The organism is Staphylococcus sp. MI 10-1553 (genome assembly GCF_010365305.1).
Classification (GTDB): Bacteria; Bacillota; Bacilli; order Staphylococcales; family Staphylococcaceae; genus Staphylococcus.
This window is the reverse complement of sequence record NZ_CP048279.1, coordinates 1,816,282-1,838,853: the sequence shown is the minus strand read 5'-3', so window position 1 is coordinate 1,838,853 and position 22,572 is coordinate 1,816,282. Positions and strand designations below refer to the sequence as shown.

The 22,572-nt window shown below is 37.6% G+C and carries 17 protein-coding genes; 16 read left to right on the top strand and 1 reads right to left on the bottom strand.

The window, feature by feature from the left end; translation table 11 throughout:
• Nucleotides 1-125: 125 nt before the first annotated feature.
• From rpsB to infB, 15 genes are all read left to right on the top strand, one after another.
• A complete protein-coding gene (gene rpsB / locus GZH82_RS08560; protein WP_162682140.1) occupies nt 126-923 on the top strand; it encodes a 30S ribosomal protein S2 in 798 nt (265 codons plus the stop codon).
• Between the two features lie 89 nt (nt 924-1,012).
• Nucleotides 1,013-1,891 carry a translation elongation factor Ts gene (gene tsf / locus GZH82_RS08555; RefSeq protein ID WP_162682139.1) on the top strand — a complete coding sequence of 293 codons (879 nt, stop codon included), beginning with the start codon at nt 1,013-1,015 and terminating at the stop codon, nt 1,889-1,891.
• 150 nt (nt 1,892-2,041) lie between these two features.
• Nucleotides 2,042-2,764: a UMP kinase gene (pyrH, locus tag GZH82_RS08550; protein WP_019165475.1), complete on the top strand. Its 723-nt coding sequence runs from the start codon at nt 2,042-2,044 to the stop codon at nt 2,762-2,764.
• Nucleotides 2,765-2,781: 17 nt separating this feature from the next.
• Nucleotides 2,782-3,336, top strand: coding sequence for a ribosome recycling factor (frr, locus tag GZH82_RS08545; RefSeq protein WP_162682138.1), 555 nt, complete (start codon nt 2,782-2,784; stop codon nt 3,334-3,336).
• A gap of 243 nt (nt 3,337-3,579) precedes the next feature.
• Entirely contained in the window at nt 3,580-4,341 is a 762-nt protein-coding gene (locus GZH82_RS08540) for an isoprenyl transferase (protein ID WP_162682137.1), read from the top strand.
• A 14-nt stretch (nt 4,342-4,355) separates the two neighbouring features.
• Nucleotides 4,356-5,138 (top strand): phosphatidate cytidylyltransferase, encoded by a 783-nt coding sequence (locus tag GZH82_RS08535; protein WP_162682136.1) that lies wholly within the window; start codon nt 4,356-4,358, stop codon nt 5,136-5,138.
• Between the two features lie 16 nt (nt 5,139-5,154).
• A complete protein-coding gene (locus GZH82_RS08530; RefSeq protein ID WP_162682135.1) occupies nt 5,155-6,285 on the top strand; it encodes a 1-deoxy-D-xylulose-5-phosphate reductoisomerase in 1,131 nt (376 codons plus the stop codon).
• 6 nt (nt 6,286-6,291) lie between these two features.
• The gene (gene rseP, locus GZH82_RS08525) at nt 6,292-7,572 is read left to right on the top strand and encodes an RIP metalloprotease RseP (RefSeq protein ID WP_162682134.1); all 1,281 of its coding nucleotides are present in this window, start codon (nt 6,292-6,294) and stop codon (nt 7,570-7,572) included.
• Nucleotides 7,573-7,596: 24 nt separating this feature from the next.
• On the top strand, nt 7,597-9,300 hold the full coding sequence (locus GZH82_RS08520) for a proline--tRNA ligase (protein WP_162682133.1): 1,704 nt from the start codon (nt 7,597-7,599) through the stop codon (nt 9,298-9,300).
• Nucleotides 9,301-10,245: 945 nt separating this feature from the next.
• The gene (locus tag GZH82_RS08515) at nt 10,246-14,508 is read left to right on the top strand and encodes a PolC-type DNA polymerase III (protein WP_457853119.1); all 4,263 of its coding nucleotides are present in this window, start codon (nt 10,246-10,248) and stop codon (nt 14,506-14,508) included.
• 124 nt (nt 14,509-14,632) lie between these two features.
• Complete coding sequence (rimP, locus tag GZH82_RS08510; RefSeq protein ID WP_162682131.1) at nt 14,633-15,100, top strand: ribosome maturation factor RimP; 468 nt, start codon at nt 14,633-14,635, stop codon at nt 15,098-15,100.
• 20 nt (nt 15,101-15,120) lie between these two features.
• Nucleotides 15,121-16,302, top strand: coding sequence for a transcription termination factor NusA (gene nusA / locus GZH82_RS08505; protein WP_162682130.1), 1,182 nt, complete (start codon nt 15,121-15,123; stop codon nt 16,300-16,302).
• Between the two features lie 11 nt (nt 16,303-16,313).
• Entirely contained in the window at nt 16,314-16,601 is a 288-nt protein-coding gene (gene rnpM / locus GZH82_RS08500) for an RNase P modulator RnpM (protein WP_162682129.1), read from the top strand.
• Nucleotides 16,598-16,903: a YlxQ family RNA-binding protein gene (locus GZH82_RS08495; protein WP_162682128.1), complete on the top strand. Its 306-nt coding sequence runs from the start codon at nt 16,598-16,600 to the stop codon at nt 16,901-16,903. The genes rnpM and GZH82_RS08495 overlap by 4 nt, the downstream gene beginning before the upstream one ends.
• A 16-nt stretch (nt 16,904-16,919) precedes the next feature.
• On the top strand, nt 16,920-19,058 hold the full coding sequence (infB, locus tag GZH82_RS08490) for a translation initiation factor IF-2 (protein WP_162682127.1): 2,139 nt from the start codon (nt 16,920-16,922) through the stop codon (nt 19,056-19,058).
• Nucleotides 19,059-20,232: 1,174 nt separating this feature from the next.
• Here the strand turns inward: infB and GZH82_RS08480 are convergent.
• Nucleotides 20,233-21,069, bottom strand: coding sequence for an AraC family transcriptional regulator (locus tag GZH82_RS08480; RefSeq protein ID WP_162682126.1), 837 nt, complete (start codon nt 21,067-21,069; stop codon nt 20,233-20,235).
• A gap of 189 nt (nt 21,070-21,258) precedes the next feature.
• Here GZH82_RS08480 and GZH82_RS08475 point away from each other — a divergent pair, with 189 nt between their 5' ends.
• Nucleotides 21,259-22,527 (top strand): PTS sugar transporter subunit IIC, encoded by a 1,269-nt coding sequence (locus GZH82_RS08475; RefSeq protein WP_162682125.1) that lies wholly within the window; start codon nt 21,259-21,261, stop codon nt 22,525-22,527.
• The last annotated feature ends 45 nt before the right edge of the window (nt 22,528-22,572 follow it).

Here is a 22,572-nt window from a genome sequence, read left to right as displayed (position 1 = left end):
TAATATGCGGCTGAAAAAGTCAAAACACACACGTGCATCAAAGTATAAAAGGGTGCGATAAGTTAATTTATCGTTTTTATACGAGTGGACGTGGCGGATGTAAACCAATAGGAGGAATTTATATTATGGCAGTAATCTCAATGAAACAATTATTAGAAGCTGGTGTTCACTTCGGTCACCAAACACGCCGTTGGAACCCAAAAATGAAAAAGTACATTTTCACTGAAAGAAATGGTATCTATATCATCGACTTACAAAAAACAGTGAAAAAAGTTGAAGAAGCTTACAACTTTGTTAAACAAGTTTCTGAAGAAGGCGGTAAAGTTTTATTCGTAGGTACGAAAAAACAAGCGCAAGAATCAGTGAAGACGGAAGCAGAACGTGCTGGCCACTACTATGTAAACCAAAGATGGTTAGGCGGAATCTTAACAAACTACAAAACAATTTCTAAACGTGTTCAACGTATTTCTGAAATTGAAAAAATGGAAGCAGACGGTACTTTCGACGTACTTCCTAAAAAAGAAGTTGTAGAACTTAAAAAAGAATATGACCGTTTAATTAAATTCTTAGGCGGTATTCGTGAAATGAAATCAATGCCACAAGCATTATTCGTAGTTGACCCACGTAAAGAGCGTAATGCAATTGCAGAAGCGCGTAAATTAAACATTCCTATCGTAGGTATTGTTGATACAAACTGTGATCCAGACGAAATTGACTACGTTATCCCAGCGAACGATGACGCAATCCGTGCGGTTAAATTATTAACTGGTAAAATGGCGGACGCAATCTTAGAAGGTCAACAAGGTGTATCAAACGAAGAAGTGGCTGCTGAACAAGACATCGACTTAACAGAAGATGTAACAGCAGAAAGCGAATCAACTGAAGCGACAGAAAACACTGAAGCAACTGTTGAATCTAACTAAGACGCATCTTGAAATGGGTGATAAGATAAATATGCTTATCACCTTTTTTTAAAATAAATCAAGCATTTTTTAAATTGGAGGAATTATGAATGGCAATTTCAGCTAAACTTGTTAAAGAATTACGCGAAAGAACTGGCGCGGGTATGATGGACTGTAAAAAAGCTTTAGAAGCAACTGATGGAGATATTGAAAAAGCGATCGACTACCTTCGCGAAAAAGGTATTGCAAAAGCAGCTAAAAAAGCTGACCGTATTGCAGCTGAAGGTATCACACATGTTGAAGTAAAAGGTAATGAAGCAGTTATCGTTGAAATCAACTCTGAAACGGACTTCGTTGCTCGTAACGAAGGTTTCCAACAACTTGTAAAAGAAATTGCTAACCAAATTCTTGATACAAAAGCAGCAACTGTAGAAGAATTAAATGAAACAACATTACCAAATGGTAAAAAAGTTTCTGAACATATGACTGAAGCAATTTCAACAATCGGTGAAAAATTAAGCTTACGTCGTTTCGAGATCAGAACTAAATCTGATAACGATGCATTCGGTGCTTATTTACACATGGGTGGTCGTATTGCAGTACTTTCTGTTGTTGAAGGTACAACTGATGAAGATGCAGCGAAAGACGTTGCAATGCACATCGCAGCAATCAACCCTAAATATGTATCTTCTGAGCAAGTAAGTGAAGAAGAACTTAACCATGAAAGAGAAGTTTTAAAACAACAAGCTTTAAATGAAGGTAAACCAGAAAACATCGTTGAAAAAATGGTTGAAGGTCGTTTACGTAAATATTTACAAGAAATTTGTGCAGTTGATCAAAACTTCGTTAAAAACCCTGATCAAACAGTTGAAGCATTCCTTAAATCTAAAGGTGGCAAACTTGTTGACTTCGTACGTTACGAAGTAGGTGAAGGCATTGAAAAACGCCAAGAAAACTTTGCTGATGAAGTTAAAGGACAAATGAAATAATTAACACGGTTTTGTATAAGAAAGAAGACACCTTTCGTGTCCTCCTTTGCATGACTTCAATGCATGATTGAAGCCGTGTGCAAGGAAGATACTTATTGTGTCTTCTTTACTTGTATTGTTTTACATATTACGAATAGAGAGGTTAAAATAATGACTGAAACTTCAAAATATAAGCGAGTAGTTTTGAAATTAAGCGGAGAAGCATTAGCAGGTGACAAAGGTTTTGGTATCAATCCAATGATTATCAAGAGCATCGCAGAGCAAGTGGCAGAAGTAGCCAAAATGGACACTGAAATTGCTGTTATTGTTGGTGGTGGTAATATCTGGCGTGGTAAAACAGGTAGCGATTTAGGTATGGATCGTGGTACTGCTGACTATATGGGTATGTTAGCAACTGTGATGAACGCGTTAGCTTTACAAGATAGTCTTGAGCAATTGGATTGTGATACACGTGTATTAACTTCAATCGAAATGAAACAAGTTGCCGAGCCGTACATTCGACGTCGTGCAATTCGTCACTTAGAGAAAAACCGTGTCGTTATTTTTGCAGCAGGTATTGGAAACCCTTATTTCTCAACAGACACAACTGCAGCATTACGTGCAGCCGAAGTAGAAGCAGATGTGATTTTAATGGGTAAAAACAATGTGGATGGTGTCTATTCAGCAGACCCTAAAGTTGACCCGAATGCTAAAAAGTATGATCGCTTAACTTACATCCAATTATTACAAGAAGGTTTACAAGTAATGGATTCAACAGCCTCTTCATTCTGTATGGACAACAATATACCGTTAAAAGTCTTCTCTATTATGGAAGAAGGCAATATTAAACGTGCTGTTCAAGGTGAAGATATCGGTACAATCATTACAAAATAATATAGAGGTGCGAAACAATGAAAGAAATTATTCAAGATGCAAAAACGCGTATGAAAAAGTCAACTGAGAATTTATCTCGTGAATTAGCTCAAATCAATGCGGGTCGTGCGAACTCAAACTTACTTGCGGGTGTTCAAGTCGATTACTATGGTGCGCCTACACCTGTACAACAACTTGCAAGTATTAACGTTCCTGAAGCACGTTTACTCGTTGTATCTCCATATGACAAAACGTCTTTGGCTGACATTGAAAAAGCAATCATCGCAGCAAATTTAGGGGTCAATCCAACAAGTGACGGTGATGTCATTCGTATTATGGTGCCTGCTTTAACTGAAGAACGTCGTAAAGAGATTGTTAAAGAAGTGAAGAAAACAGGTGAAAATGCGAAAGTTTCTATCCGTAACATTCGTCGTGATGCGAACGATACATTAAAAAGACAAGAAAAAGATGGCGAAATTTCTGAAGATGAGTTACGTAATGGATCTGACGAAGTGCAAAAAATTACTGATAGCTCTATCAAAGAAATCGAGCAGTTAGTGGCAGACAAAGAAAAAGATATTATGTCAGTCTAAATCGCGCTGTCATCCACCTTATGATGTTGTATAAACTCAATTAAGGTGTGTGAACTCAGTCCAATTTAATAGGAAGACTGTAGAAAAAGTTTGTCTACTTTTAAGCTGTACCGAATACGACTTTGGTACAGTTTTTTTCTTTGTTTATTCAATGCAGGTATTGAGTGTGATAAAATGGTAGATAATTGTACGCTTATGAGATTATAATATTTTAAGAGACGAAATAGGCTCGGAGGAACGCGCATGTTTAAGAAATTTAAGAAAAAAAATGACACTCAAAACCATATCGAAGCGCTCGATTTACATAATATACCTGAGCACATTGCAATTATTATGGATGGCAATGGGCGTTGGGCGAAACAGCGTAAAATGCCAAGAATTAAAGGGCATTATCAAGGCATGCAAACGATCAAAACGATTACGCGTGCGGCAAGTGACTTAGGGATCAAGTATTTGACCCTTTATGCTTTTTCAACGGAGAATTGGTCGCGACCGGATGAAGAAGTCAATTACATCATGGGTTTACCTGTTAACTTTTTAAATACGTTTTTACCAGAATTGATTGAGAAAAATGTGAGAGTCGAAACGGTTGGCTTTATTGAGGAATTGCCAGAAAAAACGATTCAGGCGATTGAAGAAGCGAAAATTAAAACAGCTGACAATACAGGATTGACTTTAATATTTGCGATTAATTATGGTGGTCGTGCAGAGATTGTTCACGGTATTCAAACATTGATGAAAGAGATGCGTCATGCGTCTGATCAAGATATTGATACATTAACAGAACAACATTTCCAAAAGTATCTCATGACTCGTGATTATCCTGATCCAGAATTATTGATTCGTACGTCTGGGGAACAACGCATTAGTAATTTTCTGATTTGGCAATTGTCCTACAGTGAATTTATTTTTAATTCTAAAATGTGGCCAGATTTTGATGAGGAAGAGTTAAAAGCATGTATTAAAACATATCAATCGCGACAAAGAAGATTTGGAGGATTGTAGATAGGAGTAGTGGGATGAAGGTTAGAACAATCACAACGATAGTGGCACTTATTGTGTTTTTACCTATTTTGCTCATTGGTGGATCAACATGGATGTATTTTACATTTTTACTTGCATTAATTGCGTTAAAAGAACTTTTAAACATGAATAGAATCCAATTATTGTCAATACCTGGTCTTTTGAGTGCATTGGCATTAGTCATCATGATGCTCCCGCAAGATTTTGGGGATTGGGTTATCGTGTTGCAACAAAAATCACTGATTGCGATGAGTTTTATTATTTTAAGTTATACCGTGATGTCAAAAAATAGATTTAGCTTTATGGACTCTGCTTTTTGTTTGATGTCTGTCGCATACGTAGGTATTGGTTTTATGTATTTTTATGTTACGCGAGAAGCAGGGTTAGAGTTTATCTTATTTGGTTTATTGATCGTATGGTTGACAGATACTGGGGCATACATATTTGGACGCCTTTTAGGAAAACGTAAATTATGGCCAACGATTAGCCCGAACAAAACGATTGAAGGTTTCATCGGTGGGCTAATTTGTAGTTTAATTGTGCCGATCGCATTTATGTTTTTCGTTGATTTTGATTATCCAGTGGTAGGACTTTTATTCATCACAGTCGTATTGAGTATGTTCGGACAATTGGGTGATTTAGTAGAATCAGGGTTTAAACGTCATTTTGGTGTCAAAGATTCGGGACGTTTACTACCAGGACATGGTGGGATTTTAGACCGCTTTGACAGCTTTATGTTCGTATTACCATTAATGAATATTTTCTTAATTCAAATGTAAAGAGAAGTGAGAAATAATGAAAAATATCGCCATTTTAGGAGCGTCAGGTTCAATAGGCCAACAAGCTATTGATGTTATTGAACGTCATCCTGAAAACTTTAATTTAATTGCGTTCACAGTAGGAAAAAATATTGATTTTGCCATTGAAGTGATACAAAAATTTAATCCTGAGATTGTTGCTGTACAGGAAGAAAGTGCAGTAGCAAAATTAAAACCTTATCACAGCCATATTGTCATTGGTCGTGAGGGATTAATTGAAGTTGCGACTTACGATAAAAATGATTTAGTGTTAAATTCATTGCTTGGTAGTGTAGGGCTCGAACCGACGATGAAAGCAATTGAAGCAGGGAAAGATATCGCATTAGCCAACAAAGAAACGTTAGTCGTTGCAGGTGAATTGGTGATGGCCCATGCACGTCAACATGGGGTCAATATTTTGCCAGTCGACTCAGAACATGCTGCGATTTTTCAATGTTTAAATGGTGAAGATATGCGTAAAGTGAAAAACGTGGTCATTACTGCAAGTGGTGGTTCATTCCGTGACTTAACACGTGATCAATTGGCTTCAGTTACGGTAGAAGATGCATTAAATCATCCGAACTGGTCTATGGGTCATAAAATTACGATCGATTCTGCAACGATGATGAATAAAGGCTTCGAAGTGATTGAAGCGAAATGGCTATTTGACTTAGATATTGATCAAATTCAAACCATTCTTCATAAAGAAAGCATTATTCATTCAATGGTAGAATTTGTCGATACAAGTGTGATGGCGCAATTAGGTACACCGGATATGCGCATGCCGATTCAATATGCTTTCACATATCCTGAACGTATCGAGCATCAAGCGCCATCGTTAAACCTTGCAGAAGTGGCGCAGTTGAACTTTAAACCTATGGACTTTGATCGTTATCGCTGTTTACAATATGCGTATGATGCATTGCGTATCGGTGGCACGATGCCGGTTGTCTTAAATGCCGTCAATGAAGTGGCGGTCGCTAAGTTTTTAAACTGTGAAATTGCCTTTTTAGATATTGAGAAAATGATTGAACGTGAAATGGCAGCACATGAAGTCATTCAAAATCCGACACTTGAACAAATTTTAGAATTAGATCATTACTATAAAACGAAAGAATATGAGGTGTAAGAAACTGTGCTCATAACCCTTATTGCATTTATTATTGTCTTTGGTGTCCTCGTATTTGTACATGAATTTGGTCATATGTATTTCGCGAAACGTGCGGGCATTATGTGTCCAGAGTTTGCGATTGGTATGGGTCCAAAGATTTTTAGTTTTCGAAAAGATGAAACACTCTATACCATTCGTTTATTGCCTGTAGGTGGCTATGTACGTATGGCGGGTGACGGAATGGAAGAGCAACCTGTTCAACCTGGTATGCATGTGAGAATCAAAACAAATGACGTGAATGAAGTGACGCACATCATTTTAGATGATCAACATAAATTTCAACAAATCGAAGCGCTAGAAGTGAAACAAGTCGACTTAACAGAAGACTTATATATTGAAGGTGTGACTGCTGATGATGAAGCACGCCATCGTTTTAACATTGCTGAAAAAGCATTTTTCGTACAAAATGGGAGTTTAATTCAAATTGCGCCACGCCATCGTCAATTTACACATAAAAAACCATACCAAAAGTTTTTAACACTTTTTGCCGGTCCATTATTCAATTTTATTTTAGCTTTTGTGTTAATCATCGGTTTGACGTATTATCAAGGTGCCCCTGTGCCTAAAATTGCGCAAATAGGAGAAAATTCACCAGCGCAACAAATTGGGTTGCAAAAAGGTGATGAAATTAAAAAAATCGGTAATCATGAGATTCATCGCTTTAATGATTTGAGAAAACAACTTGAAGCAACAGAAGGCAAGCCGACAACGATTGTCATTGAGCGAGACGGTAAAACGATTGAAAAAGAATTCTCTCCGAAAAAAGTAGAAGTTCAAACGACAAAAACGAGTAAACAAACAAATTATCAACTCGGTTTTATGCCTGAAAGAGAACGTTCACTGTTTGAACCACTTCTATTCGGTATCCAACAGACGATAGAATACGGTAAAATTATTTTCGTTGCTGTAGCAAGCATGATTGCCAGTATTTTCACAGGTGACTTTAGTTTTGATATGTTAAACGGTCCAGTAGGTATCTATAAAAATGTCGATACGGTAGTCAAAACAGGGATTATTAATTTAATTAGTTGGACAGCTGTATTGAGTGTCAACTTAGGGATTATGAATTTATTACCAATTCCAGCACTTGATGGCGGACGTATTTTATTCGTCATTTATGAAGCAATATTTAGAAAACCTGCCAATAAAAAAGCAGAAACAGTTATTATTGCTGCGGGTGCAATTTTTGTATTAATCATCATGGTGCTCGTCACTTGGAATGATATACAACGTTATTTCTTATGATAGGACAAGGAGGAACAATTTAGGATGAAGCAATCAAAAGTTTTTATTCCAACATTGAGAGAAGTACCTGCTGAAGCTGAGGCGATAAGTCATCAGTTGTTATTAAAGGCAGGATTAATTAAACAAAATGCTGCGGGGGTATACAGCTATTTACCAGTAGCAACACGTGTCATCCATAAAATTTCAGATATTATTCGTCAAGAAATGGAACGTATTGATGCGGTAGAAGTTGTGATGCCAGTATTACAACAATCTGAACTATGGAAAGAATCAGGACGTTGGGATGCATACGGTATGGAATTGATGCGTTTACGTGATCGCAATCAACGTGAATTTGCATTAGGACCAACACATGAAGAAGTCGTGACATCACTCGTACGCGACGAATTACGTTCATACAAGCAGCTTCCATTAACGTTGTTCCAAATTCAAACAAAATTCCGTGATGAAAAGCGTCCGCGTTTCGGTTTATTACGTGGGCGAGAATTCATTATGAAAGATGCGTATTCATTCCACACAGATGAAGAATCATTGATGGAAACGTATCAAAATATGTACAATGCATACAGTACAATTTTCAAACGTGTCGGCTTAAATGTGCGTCCAGTTGTAGCAGATTCAGGTGCCATTGGTGGAAATCATACTCATGAATTCCATGCATTAAGTGCCATTGGTGAAGATACGATTGTATATAGCGACAACAGTGATTATGCTGCGAACATTGAAAAAGCAGAAGTGCTATATTATGAAACAGCAAATATTGAAGAAGCGTTACAACCGTTAGAAAAAGTGGAAACGCCAAATGTTAAAACTGCACAAGAACTTGCTGACTTTTTAGGTCAACCTTTAGATCGCATCATTAAAACGATGGTCTATAAAGTAGACGGTGAATTTATTTTATTACTCGTTCGCGGCCATCATGAAGTGAATGACGTAAAAATTAAAGATTACTTTAAAACAGATGATGTTACTATGGCAACGGATGATGAAATTCGTAATTTATTAGGTGCATCACCAGGTTCATTAGGTCCTGTGACGGATCGAGATGTCAAAGTGTATGCAGACCAATTCGTTCAATCACTACGCAACTTAGCTATTGGTGCAAATGAAGATGGTTCCCATTACGTGAATGCAAATGTTGAGCGTGATTTCCAAATTGAAGGTTATGGTGATTTCCGTTTCATTCTTGAAGGTGAACCACTTGCAGACGGTTCTGGTCCAGCGAAGTTTGCGGAAGGTATCGAAGTTGGTCAAGTGTTCGTACTCGGTGAAAAATATTCTGAAGCGATGAAAGCAACAGTGTTAAATCAACAAGGGCGTGAACAAAACTTAACGATGGGTTGTTACGGTATTGGTGTTTCAAGAACATTGAGTGCGATTATTGAACAACACCATGATGAGAACGGTATGATTTGGCCGAAATCAGTGACGCCATTTGATGTACATTTAATTACAGTGAACCCTAAAAAAGACGAACAACGTGAATGTGCAGATCAATTGTACGATCAATTATTAGGTACTTATGATGTATTGTATGATGATCGAAATGATCGTGCAGGCGTTAAATTTAACGATGCAGACCTAATCGGTATTCCAGTTCGTGTCGTTGTAGGTAAAAATGCAGCAGAAGGTATCGTAGAAGTGAAGCGTCGTGATACAGGCGATAGCGAAGATGTGCATGTGGATGATTTAGTAGCACACCTTGAAAAATTATACGAACAAATTTAGTAGCAATAACGGCTGAATTTGTTATAATACGATTAATCGTTGAACAGATTGAGATTTGATGAATGACAATTTAATGCTTTGATTGTTGGAGATAGGAGACAAAAATTTTTGATGCTATTGATGCAGTATTTTTGTTTAACTTGCTCCCTCCCTATAATTTGTGTTTTTGATTGCCCTCGCTTTCCTAGGGACTGGTGCCTCAACTCAATTCGGCTTGTTAAGTGAAACCACTATTTTGAAGCCGAATTGGATTTTCGGGAGCAGTACAGAAATCTCATGTGTTACAAAGATTTCGTAGTACTGCCCCCGCAAGGCTGACTAGACTTCTCAAAAGCACGAGCATTGAGAAGTCAGACAGCTACTGCGTTAAACAGTAGTCTCTGTTAATAATCAGAAACCACATTTAAGCCTTTGATTCATCTCTCAGGAGTCTCGGTCAGTTCTCACAATTTTGGAGAAGAAACAATTCGAGTTTTTTTGAATTTCATAGTGAGTTTAACAGCATTTGACTTATTGTGATATTTATAGATTGGCTCAAAAGTCTCGCCAAGTTTTACAAATCAATCAGCTAAGACCTTGATGACTGTGGAGAAGTGTTCATCTCACAACTTTTAACAGATGTGATGAGTGAAATGAGTAATTTGGCGTCTTGGGCAGTTCGTGAAATCGTGAAAAGTTGTGATTATCCATCAAAAGTTTATAGGGTGAAGTGCTGAATTTTTAATAACGCGAACAGCCCTAGTGTGGTTTAAGACTCAAATTTATTTTAGAGGCTGGGACATTCAGTTTGTCCAGCCTTTTCTATTGGTTTGATATCAATGTGAAAAAATAACATTCACAAGTGTTCAACATTATCGTATCCAACGCATACACGGCAATTCAAATAAGGTGGTTAGAAAATTGACATTACAGAATCAAGAAAAATTTAAGATTCTTCTCAAACAAATGAATATGTTAGACCATTTTGATCAGGAATTCATTGATCAAGGCCAATTGACACGTGTAGATGTATCCCAAAAATCTCGAAAGTGGACGTTTCATATACAGTTGCCACGATTGTTAAAATATGAAGATTATGCAGTCTTTACGCATGCGATGAAAGAAAGTTTCCAACATATTGCAGATGTTGATTGGCAAATTACCGTCAATGATGCATCACAACAAGATGAATATTTACTGAAATATTTGGGTGATTGTATCGAACAAACGCAATTATCGCCTAAAGTGAAAGGGCAATTAAAACAGAAACGTATGATTGTCTCAGGCGATGTGGTTAAAATCCTCGTCCAAAATGATATCGAAGGGGACCATTTCAATAAAGTGTGCAACGGTAGCTTAGTGCGCGCGATGCAACGATGTGGTTTTAATATTCAAAAAGTTGTATTTGAAACGGACGAAAGTGGTCACGATGAAGATTTAGCGTCATTAGAAGCACACATTCAAGAAGAAGACGAACAAAGCGCCCGTGAAGCGACAGCTAAAATTGAAAAAATGAAAGAACAACGTGCGCAACAAGACGATGATGTAGCTGTCGAACGTTGTCAAATTGGTAAGCCGATTCAAGTTGAGAATGTTCGACCGATTGAATCGATTATTGAAGAAGAGTTTAAAGTGGCCATTGAAGGTGTCATTTTCGATATTAATTTAAAAGAACTGAAAAGTGGCCGTCACATCGTCGAATTAAAAGTGACAGACTATACCGATTCACTCGTACTTAAAATGTTTACGCGTAAAAATAAAAACGACTTAGACCATTTCAAATCATTAAAAGAAGGTCAATGGGTGCGTGCACAAGGTCGTATTGAAGAAGACATGTTCATTCGCGACCTCGTGATGATGATGTCTGACATTGAAGCAATCAAACGGACACCCAAAATGGATAAAGCTTCGGAAAAACGGGTGGAATTCCATTTGCATACAACAATGAGCCAAATGGATGGTGTGACGCATATTGGTGATTATGTCGCACAAGCTGCACAATGGGGACACGATGCGATCGCGGTGACCGATCATAACGTCGTACAGGCTTATCCCGATGCGCATGCTGCAGCTGAAAAGCATGGCATTAAAATGATTTACGGAATGGAAGGCATGCTCGTTGATGATGGTGTGCCGATTGCGTACAAACCGTCTGATATCATGCTGCAAGATGCGACATATGTAGTATTTGACGTCGAGACAACCGGATTATCCAATCAATACGATAAAATTATCGAGTTGGCAGCGGTGAAAGTGAAAAATGGCGAAATCATTGATAAATTTGAACGTTTTAGTAATCCGCATGAAAAGTTAACTGAAACGATTAAAAATCTAACGCATATTACAGATGATATGTTAAAAGATGCCCCCGAAATTGAAGAAGTGCTTACAGAATTTAAAACATGGGTAGGCGACGCGATTTTCGTTGCGCATAATGCATCGTTCGACATGGGCTTTATCGATACAGGTTACGAACGCCTCGGTTTTGGCCCATCGACAAATGCTGTTATTGATACACTTGAATTGTCACGTACGATTAACACAAGTTACGGCAAACATGGCTTGAACTTTTTAGCTAAAAAATATGGCGTTGAGCTCACACAACATCACCGTGCGATTTATGATACGGAGGCAACAGCTTATATTTTTGTGAAGATGTTGGCGCAATTAAAAGCATTAGATGTGTACAACCATCAAGATATTAACAAAAAATTATCGAATGAAGATGCTTATAAACGTGCGCGCCCACAACATGTCACATTAATCGTGCAAAATCAAACAGGTCTTAAAAACTTGTTCAAAATTGTCAGTGCGTCACTCGTGCAATATTATTACCGGACACCACGTATCCCACGTTCATTATTAGATGAACATCGTGAAGGATTGTTAGTCGGTACTGCATGTGATGAAGGTGAAGTGTTTACTGCCGTCATGCAACGTGATCAATCTGAAGTAGAACGGATTGCGAAATATTATGATTATATTGAAGTGCAACCGCCTGCTTTGTATCAGGATTTACTTGACCGCGACTTGATTCGTGACAATGAAACGCTTGTCGAGATTTATGAGCGTATTTTAAAAGTGGGAGAAACGAATCAAATTCCAGTAATTGCGACAGGAAATACGCACTATTTGCATGAACATGATGCGATTGCACGACGCATTTTAATTGCAGCTCAACCAGGCAACCCGCTAAACCGTTCGACGTTACCAGAAGCACATTTTAGAACGACAGATGAAATGCTAGATGCTTTTCATTTCTTAGGGGAAGAACGCGCGCATCAAATCGTTGTTGAAAATACACGTGCGTTGGCAGATCGCATTGAAAAGGTCGTTCCAATTAAAGATAAACTGTATACGCCAAATATGGACGGGGCAAATGAAGAAATTCGTGAAATGAGTTATCGTCATGCGAAAGAGTTGTACGGTGAAGACTTGCCGCAAATTGTCATTGACCGTCTAGAAAAAGAGCTAGAAAGTATTATCGGTAACGGATTTGCGGTTATTTATTTGATTTCGCAACGACTCGTTAAAAAATCGTTAGAAGATGGTTATTTAGTGGGTTCTCGTGGTTCGGTCGGTTCAAGCTTTGTTGCGACGATGACTGAAATTACAGAAGTCAACCCACTGCCACCGCATTACATTTGTCCAAGTTGTAAAAAGAGCGAGTTTTTCGATGATGGTTCGGTCGGTTCGGGCTTTGACTTACCTGATAAAACGTGTGAATGCGGCACTGAGATGATTAAAGAAGGACAAGATATTCCGTTCGAAACGTTCTTAGGCTTTAAAGGGGATAAAGTACCCGATATCGACTTGAACTTCAGTGGTGAATATCAACCGAAAGCCCATAACTACACGAAAGTCTTGTTCGGTGAGGAATATGTTTATCGTGCAGGAACAATTGGTACAGTCGCTGAAAAGACGGCATTTGGTTTTGTGAAAGGGTATTTAAATGATCAAGGCATTCATAAGCGTGGTGCGGAAGTGGATCGTCTCGTTAAAGGGTGTACGGGCGTCAAACGAACAACAGGTCAGCACCCAGGTGGGATTATCGTTGTTCCAGATTATATGGACATCTTTGACTTTACGCCGATTCAATATCCAGCAGATGATCAAAGTTCAAGTTGGATGACGACGCACTTTGACTTCCATTCGATTCATGACAATGTTTTGAAGCTCGATATTCTCGGGCACGATGACCCAACGATGATTCGGATGTTACAAGACTTGTCAGGTATCGATCCGAAAACCATTCCTGTTGATGATCAACAGACGATGGGGATTTTCAGTTCTCCAGAAGCGCTCGGTGTGACAGAAGAGGAAATTTTAGCAAAAACCGGAACGTTCGGTGTGCCAGAATTTGGGACAGGCTTCGTACGTCAAATGTTAGAAGATACGAAACCAACGACATTTTCAGAGCTCGTACAAATTTCAGGGCTTTCACACGGTACCGACGTATGGCTTGGAAATGCACAAGAATTGATTCGTAGTGGAACTTGTACGTTATCTAGCTGTATCGGTTGTCGTGACGATATTATGGTGTACTTGATGTATGCTGGTTTAGAACCGTCACTCGCTTTTAAAATTATGGAAGCAGTACGTAAAGGTAAAGGCTTAACAGAGGAATTCGAACAAGTGATGAAAGAAAATAACGTGCCAGATTGGTATATGGATTCATGTAAAAAAATTAAATATATGTTCCCGAAAGCCCACGCCGCAGCTTATGTGTTAATGGCTGTTCGTATTGCTTATTTCAAAGTCCATCATCCACTTTATTATTATGCAAGTTACTTTACTGTACGTGCATCAGACTTTGATTTAATTACGATGGTAAAAGACAAAGACAGTATACGTCAAACTGTTAAAGATATGTATGGGCGTTACATGGATTTAGGTAAAAAAGAAAAAGACGTGTTGACCGTATTAGAAATTATGAACGAAATGGCGCATCGTGGATATCGGATGCAACCTGTAAACTTAGAGAAGAGTCAGGCATACGAATTCATTATAGAAGGTGACGCATTAATTCCGCCATTTGTAGCTGTTCCTGGTCTCGGTGAAAACGTAGCGAAACGTATTGTTGAAGCGCGTGAAGAAGGGCCGTTCTTATCGAAAGAAGATTTGAACAAAAAGGCCGGCGTCTCTCAAAAGATCATTGAATATCTGGATGATTTAGGTTCATTACCGAATATGCCAGACAAAGCACAGTTGTCAATCTTTGATATGTAGAGATAAATTTGTCGGAAAATGCAATCTATGGTATAATGTTATTGCTTATAAAATTAGACTCAAGTAGGAAGAGTGGGTATTACCCGCTCTTTTCTATTTGTTTGTCAGTCATAAGGGGGCTCGTATGAGTAAAGTTACAGAGCAAGTTGAAACCATAATACAACCTGTCCTTGATGAATTGAACTTTGAATTAGTAGACGTTGAGTTTGCTAAAGAAGGTCGCGATCATTATTTACGTATTGCCATTGACAAACCAGGCGGCGTCGATTTGAACGATTGCACGCGCGCATCAGAACGTATTAGCGAAGTGATGGATGCACATGACCCGATTCCACAAGCATATTATTTAGATGTCTCATCACCAGGTGCAGAACGCCCAATTAAAAACGAAAAAGGCTTTCAAAACGCAATTGAACAGCCAATATTTGTATCATTGTATGCGCCTATTGAAGGTGACAAAGAATGGTTAGGTCATTTGAAATCAGTCACTGAAGACACGATTACTATGGAAGTGAAAGTCAAAGCGAAGACGAAAACCATCACTATCCCACGTGATAAAATCGCTAAAGCACGTCACGCAGTTATGCTTTAAAGACGTAAGGAGGAAAATGAGTGGAAAGTAACGAATTATTATTAGCAACTGAATATTTAGAAAAAGAGAAAAAGATTCCTAGAGAAGTTTTAGTAGATGCAATTGAGGCAGCTTTAATTACGGCATATAAGAAAAACTACGACAGCGCACGTAATGTCCGTGTTGAATTGAATTTAGACAGTGGTACATTCCGAGTGATTTCTCGTAAAGAGGTCGTAGAAGAAGTGTTTGATCACCGTGAAGAAATCGATTTATCGACAGCATTAGTGAAAAACCCAGCGTACGAAATTGGGGATATTTACGAAGAAGACGTGACACCTAAAGACTTTGGTCGTGTCGGTGCACAAGCAGCAAAACAAGCTGTAATGCAACGTTTACGTGATGCAGAACGTGAAATTTTATACGAAGAGTTCATTGATAAAGAAGATGACATCATGACAGGTGTGATCGACCGTGTGGACCATCGTTATGTTTACGTGAATTTAGGTCGTACGGAAGCAGTATTATCTGAAGCAGAACGTAGCCCGAATGAAACGTATCTTCCAAATGAACGCATTAAAGTGTATGTGAACAAAGTGGAACAAACGACAAAAGGGCCTCAAATTTTCGTATCACGTAGTCATCCAGGTTTGTTAAAACGTCTTTTTGAACAAGAAGTACCTGAAATTTTTGAAGGGACTGTTGAAGTGAAATCTGTTGCACGTGAAGCGGGAGACCGTTCGAAAATTAGTGTGTACTCAGAAAACCCAGATATCGATGCAGTTGGTGCATGTGTTGGTGCGAAAGGTGCACGTGTAGAAGCAGTTGTTGCCGAATTAGGCGGCGAAAAAATCGATATCGTACAATGGAGTGAAGATCCGAAAGTATTCGTACGTAATGCATTGAGCCCATCACAAGTCATCGATGTCATTGTAAACGAAGAAAATCAATCGACAACAGTGATTGTACCAGATTATCAATTGTCTTTAGCAATCGGTAAACGTGGTCAAAACGCACGTCTTGCTGCGAAATTAACAGGTTGGAAAATCGATATTAAATCAGAAACAGATGCAAAAGCGTTAGGTATTGGTGAAGAAGAAGCGACGACAACAGGTGAAACTGAACCTGTAGCGATGACAGCTGAAGATATTGATTTAGAAGCAACGACGGATGAACACATTGAAGACAACGCAAGCTTAGAGGATGAAAGTAAAGAGAACTAGGAGGGATTTTTATGAAAAAGAAAAAAATTCCTATGCGAAAATGTATTTTATCTAATGAGATGAAACCTAAAAAAGATATGATTCGTGTTGTCAAAAATAAAGAAGGCGAAATTTCAGCTGACGTCACAGGAAAAATGCCAGGACGTGGGGCATACGTTTCAAAAGACATTGCTTTAATTGAAAAGGCACAAGAGGCGCACAAATTAGAGGATTATTTTAAAGCGTCAGAAGAAACACTAGAACCGGTTTACAAAGAAATTATACGTCTGATTTATAGAGAAGAGATTCCGACAAAATGAATGAACAACAATTTTTAAATTTTTTAGGTTTGGCGATGCGTGCTGGAAAAGTGAAAACAGGCGAATCTGTCATCATTACTGAAGTAAAAAAGCGTCGTTTAAAGCTTGTGCTCATTGCAAGTGACGCGTCTGAGAGTACGAAAAATAATATCATCAATAAATGTAACAGTTATCAAACACCATATCGCATTGTCAGCGACCGTAACGATTTAGGAGATGCGTTAGGTAAAGGTGCACGTGTCAATGTCGGAATTACTGATCAAGGGTTTGCAAAAAAGTTGATGTCAATGATAGATGAATAATGTTAGGAGTGGTTTAATGAGTAAACAAAGAATTTATGAGTATGCCAAAGAATTAAATATTAAAAGTAAAGATGTAATTGATGAGTTGAAGAAAACGGGAATTGAAGTGTCCAACCACATGCAAACTTTAGAAGATGACCAAGTGAAAGCGTTGGATAAAGTATTCAAAAAAGACCAAGCTCCGAAACAACAAAAAGAGCAAAAAAATACTCAATCAAATCACAAAAACCAAAAACAAGGTAACAACCAAAAACAAAGTAATAACCAAAAGCAAGGCAACAATAATCAGCAAAAGGGTAAATACAACGCCCCTAAACAAAACAAGAAAAACAACAAAGGTAATAAAAATAAAAAACAAAATAAGAAAAATGTACCACAACAACCAAGCGAACCTAAAGAATTGCCTTCAAAAATTACTTATACTGAAGGCATTACAGTTGGTGAATTATCAGACAAACTCGGTGTAGATTCATCAGAAATTATTAAAAAGCTATTCTTGCTTGGAATTATGGCGAACATCAACCAATCTTTAGATATTGAAGCACTTGAATTAGTCGCATCAGATTACGGTGTTGAACTTGAAGAAGAAGTAGTTATTGATGATAACGATTTATCGATTTATTTCGAAAACGTTGAAGAAGATGAAGAAGCAATCGTACGTCCAGCTGTTGTTACAATCATGGGACACGTTGACCACGGTAAAACGACATTGCTTGACTCAATTCGTAATACACGTGTAACTGAAGGAGAAGCAGGCGGTATCACACAACATATCGGTGCTTACCAAATTACGAACAACGGCAAAAAGATCACTTTCTTAGATACACCAGGGCACGCCGCTTTCACAACAATGCGTGCGCGTGGTGCTCAAGTGACGGACATTACAATTTTAGTTGTAGCAGCTGATGATGGCGTCATGCCTCAAACGATTGAAGCGATCAACCATGCGAAAGAAGCTGATGTGCCGATTATCGTAGCAGTCAACAAAATTGATAAACCAACAGCGAATCCTGACCGTGTGATGCAAGAATTAGCAGAATACAACCTCATCCCTGAAGACTGGGGGGGCGATACCATTTTCGTACCACTATCAGCGTTAAGCGGTGAAGGTATTGATGATTTACTTGAAATGTTAATCTTAGTTTCTGAAGTACAAGAATTGAAAGCGAACCCGAATAAAGCAGCTGTCGGTACGGTTATCGAAGCTGAGTTAGATAAATCACGTGGTCCTGCCGCTTCATTACTTGTGCAAAACGGTACATTAAATGTCGGTGATGCACTTGTTGTAGGTAATACACATGGTAAAGTGCGTGCGATGGTAAATGACCTTGGCAAACGTATTAAAACTGCAGGTCCATCAACACCGGTTGAAATTACTGGTTTAAGCGACGTACCTCAAGCAGGTGACCGTTTCGTCGTATTCAAAGACGAGAAAAAAGCACGCCGTATCGGTGAAGCACGTGAACAAGAAAACATTATCCAACAACGTCAAGAAAGCAAAAATGTGACATTGGATAACTTGTTCGAACAAATGAAGCAAGGTGAAATGAAAGACTTGAATGTCATCATCAAAGGTGACGTACAAGGTTCAGTGGAAGCATTAGCCGCTTCATTAATGAAAATCGATGTTGAAGGCGTAAACGTGCGTATTATTCACACAGCAACAGGTGCCATCAACGAATCTGACGTGACATTAGCACATGCGTCAAACGGTATCATTATCGGCTTTAACGTCCGTCCAGATGCAGGTGCAAAACGTGCAGCAGACGCTGAAAATGTCGATATGCGTTTACACCGTGTCATTTATAACGTGATTGAAGAAATCGAATCCGCGATGAAAGGAATGCTTGATCCTGAATTTGAAGAAAAAGTTATCGGTCAAGCAGAAGTACGTCAAACATTCAAAGTATCGAAAGTCGGTACAATTGCGGGAAGTTATGTGACTGAAGGTAAAATCACACGTGACGCGGGTGTCCGTGTTATCCGTGACGGTGTCGTATTATTTGAAGGCGAATTAGATACATTGAAACGTTTCAAAGACGATGCGAAAGAAGTCGCACAAGGTTACGAATGTGGTATCACAATCGCAAAATTCAATGATATTAAAGAAGGCGATATTATTGAAGCGTTTGTGATGGTAGAAGTAGAAAGATAATGAACTGAATGAAACCTCCTTTAGTCTGTGATGGATTGAAGGAGGTTTTGTTGTGTAAAAAAATGACTCATGAAGTTTAAAAACGTTTTTCATTCACTTGCTTTTTGTTGTTAATATAGCGTTTATATATGAAACTTTTTAAAGTAGCAAAAAACTAAAACTTTATTCCTTTAAATTTTAAACTTTTGTATAATAAAGACAAACAAAGGAGGAAGTTTATGGGAAAGTTGTTAAAGGATTTTTTCATCACTTTTATCATCGGTGTAGCCGGTATTTTATTAATGTATTGGATAGGTTACGTGCCATCGAATCCGTGAATATTCAATGTTGTAGATAAGATCACTGTGACGCATTTCTTTGAGAATCATATTTATGACAATTGGTTGATGATTGCATTTTTATTTGCCATTGTAGTCACTGTGTTTGATGTAGGTAGCTCAAAGAAAGAGGACAAGTAAGTATAGAGTCAGGTTTCACTAGGATTCTGCTAATGTCTATCTAATGCGTCAGTAGATAAAAACATAATTTACTGATGATGTGAAAACTTATAATTCGAGGCTTGGATATTGAGTTATCCGAGTCTTTGTATTTTTCTAGATCTAAAAATCTGTTTGATACTTATATACGTACATCAAGGTATATTTAGAAATGATAAGTGACGCTTAATGGTGGAAGGATATATATAAAATTACATTGTAGTCATCAATATACTTTCGAAATAAATGCAATGCGCGTTTAATACATCTATAAAAACATAGGAGCCTCTGAGTCATATGTTTTCACCTACAGCTTGTTAAATCTGTAATAGTAGGGGGTGATACATATGGTGACGATAACTATACACTTAGATATATCTATCTGTTTAAGTATCATTGTCTATTTTCTGATAAAATACCATAATAAAAAGACAAAAAAATAACCCCCGTTATCGCAACTAACGAGGGTACTCAATAATAGGCTGTAAGAGTAAACATATGTTGAGCTAGCACTCACTCATATGTTGCTATGTTTTTAGCCCCTAATCTGCTCTCACAAAGTTGGTTAGAAGTTTTTTCTTTTTTTAATCATAGCATGTGCTTAAAATAAATACAAGCATCGCATCCAATAAACGCCAGACAGTGATTCAGCAATGAACGATTAAGCGTGATACAAAAATCTGAAGAACACACAAAGTCTAATGAATCATTTTGTGTTTTCTTTTCTCAGTTCTGTAATCTTTAGGAGAACGATGTACAAGTTTCTTAAACGCCTTTTCAAATACAAAATAATCACTAAAACCGACGAGCTGACTAATCACATTAATAGGGTGATCTGTTTCTCTCAATAGTTGTGTCGCTTTATCGATTCTTGCTTCTAAAATAAATTGTTTTGGAGTTTTGCCGTAGTTATTTTTAAATTTGGTGAATAACTGGCTATTACTCATACCAAATTGAAGTGAAATCTCTTGAATTTTGAGGGGCTTCATATAATTGTTACATATGTATTCATAAATATGATGAATAATGTCTTGATGGTTGTTCAAAATAATCATGTCCGTTTGTTTAAATTCATTTTCTAAACAAAAAAGCAGTTCGTACGTTTTATATTTGTACCAATAATCAGACTGCGAAATATTTTGCTTCGTCGTATAACAAATTTCTTTAATGATGTTGACGGCTTCACTGTCTTTATGAAATTTGAGTATATCTTGATGGTTGAGTTGATTCGTCTTTAAAAAATTTTGTAAGTGTGTTCCTTTTAAGCCTACCCAAAACGTTTTCCAAGGTATATTTTTGTCACCTTTATACGTCACCTTTTGTCCTCTTTTTAAAATAAAGCCATTAAAATCTTTAGAAGAAAAAGTTTTATGATTAATCCTCAGCAGGCCTTTCCCAGTTTCCACAAAATGTAATACAAAATTTTCAGTTACCGTATAACTATACGTTTGTTCAGGTAAAAATTGTTGAATTCCACATTCGGAGATGACGATATTATCAAAGGATATATCAAAATGTTTCCAAACCTCTCTCATTTTCTCACCTCATTACATTTTTCGACATATTTTTCAAACATTATAACATATGCATGCGCGATTCGAACTTCTAAAATGAAAGTATAGAAAGCGCTTTCGTATACAAAAAGTACTCAAATTGAGGCAGCCTCATTCACTAGAGATCGATCTTAAATCATTAAATTTGAATTTATTGAAAAGGAGAAGCTTATGAATAAATTGATTGATGAAAAAATAATGCCTCTTGCAGTGAAGTTTTCTACAAATAAAGTGTTAGTTGCTATTCGTGATGGTCTTTCTCTAACGATGATTCTTGCTATTGTGGGTTCCATTTTTATGTTGATTGCGAGTTTGCCGATACCAGGTTGGCCTGAATATTTAGACAAGATTGGTATCAGTCAATATTTGTGGAAAGGTGTAGACAGTACGTTTAGCTTAGTCGGATTAATCGCGAGTTTTTCGGTGGCATGGAGTTATGCCAAACAATATCAACAAGATGGGGTAGCAATTGGTATTATTGCACTTTGCTCATTTTTAACAGTGACACCATTTATTAAGACAGATACGGCATCAGGTATTACGTTAGGTTATTTAGGAGCTAAAGGGATGTTCACGGCTATCATTATTGCATTGGTGAGTGTTCACATTTATAAATTCTTTATTGATCGTGATATTAAAATCAAATTGCCAGATACTGTGCCTCCAGCAGTATCACGTTCTTTCGTAGCCATTATTCCTGGTATTGTGATTTTTACGTTATGGTTAACGATTTATGCCGTATTAGATGCCTTTCACTTACCAAACGCACATGACTTAATCACTACAGCTTTAGGTGGTCCAATTGGTTTTCTTGGTGGCTCAGTGTTCGGTACAGCGATTATCGTTGCGCTCAACAGTTTATTCTGGTTTGTTGGTATTAACGGTGGTAGTGCAGTTAACTCAATTATGGCGCCTGTTTGGTTAGGTAACTTACAAGCGAATATGGAAGCGTACAAAGCGAATGAACCGATGCAGTATATTTTCACGCAACCATTTATGGATAACTATGTTTACATGGGTGGCGGTGGTGCCACATTAGGTCTTGTTATCGCAATTACGATTATTGCACGTAGAAGAAAAGCAAGTAAACGTACAAAAGCACTTGCACCAATCACGTTAGTACCAGGTTTGTTTAATATTAATGAGCCTGCAATGTTTGGTTTACCTATCGTGTTAAATGTGTTTTTATTAATTCCGTTCGTATTAACACCAGTGATCAATCTCTTTATTGCATATTTTGCGACACTTGCTGGTTTAGTACCCTATACGAGAGCGACTGCGACTTGGACGATGCCACCGATTATTTCAGGGTTCTTAACGACAGGAAGTATCAGTGCATCCATTCTTCAAGCAATTTTAATTGTGATAGATATACTGATTTATATCGGTTTCTACGTAGCAATTGAAAAGTCATATTTGAAAGAAGAACGAGACAAATAAATCCAATTATTTAAATAAAGTAAGATAAATTTTGAAAGATGTTGA

Coding starts and splice junctions, on each gene's coding strand:
- rnpM (WP_162682129.1), top strand. CDS start 16,314: ATGAAAAAGAAAAAAATTCCTATGCGAAAATGTATTTTATCTAATGAG.
- rpsB (WP_162682140.1), top strand. CDS start 126: ATGGCAGTAATCTCAATGAAACAATTATTAGAAGCTGGTGTTCACTTC.
- rimP (WP_162682131.1), top strand. CDS start 14,633: ATGAGTAAAGTTACAGAGCAAGTTGAAACCATAATACAACCTGTCCTT.
- tsf (WP_162682139.1), top strand. CDS start 1,013: ATGGCAATTTCAGCTAAACTTGTTAAAGAATTACGCGAAAGAACTGGC.
- GZH82_RS08540 (WP_162682137.1), top strand. CDS start 3,580: ATGTTTAAGAAATTTAAGAAAAAAAATGACACTCAAAACCATATCGAA.
- GZH82_RS08515 (WP_457853119.1), top strand. CDS start 10,246: ATGAATATGTTAGACCATTTTGATCAGGAATTCATTGATCAAGGCCAA.
- GZH82_RS08480 (WP_162682126.1), bottom strand. CDS start 21,069: ATGAGAGAGGTTTGGAAACATTTTGATATATCCTTTGATAATATCGTC.
- pyrH (WP_019165475.1), top strand. CDS start 2,042: ATGACTGAAACTTCAAAATATAAGCGAGTAGTTTTGAAATTAAGCGGA.
- GZH82_RS08475 (WP_162682125.1), top strand. CDS start 21,259: ATGAATAAATTGATTGATGAAAAAATAATGCCTCTTGCAGTGAAGTTT.
- GZH82_RS08520 (WP_162682133.1), top strand. CDS start 7,597: ATGAAGCAATCAAAAGTTTTTATTCCAACATTGAGAGAAGTACCTGCT.
- frr (WP_162682138.1), top strand. CDS start 2,782: ATGAAAGAAATTATTCAAGATGCAAAAACGCGTATGAAAAAGTCAACT.
- infB (WP_162682127.1), top strand. CDS start 16,920: ATGAGTAAACAAAGAATTTATGAGTATGCCAAAGAATTAAATATTAAA.
- GZH82_RS08530 (WP_162682135.1), top strand. CDS start 5,155: ATGAAAAATATCGCCATTTTAGGAGCGTCAGGTTCAATAGGCCAACAA.
- GZH82_RS08495 (WP_162682128.1), top strand. CDS start 16,598: ATGAATGAACAACAATTTTTAAATTTTTTAGGTTTGGCGATGCGTGCT.
- GZH82_RS08535 (WP_162682136.1), top strand. CDS start 4,356: ATGAAGGTTAGAACAATCACAACGATAGTGGCACTTATTGTGTTTTTA.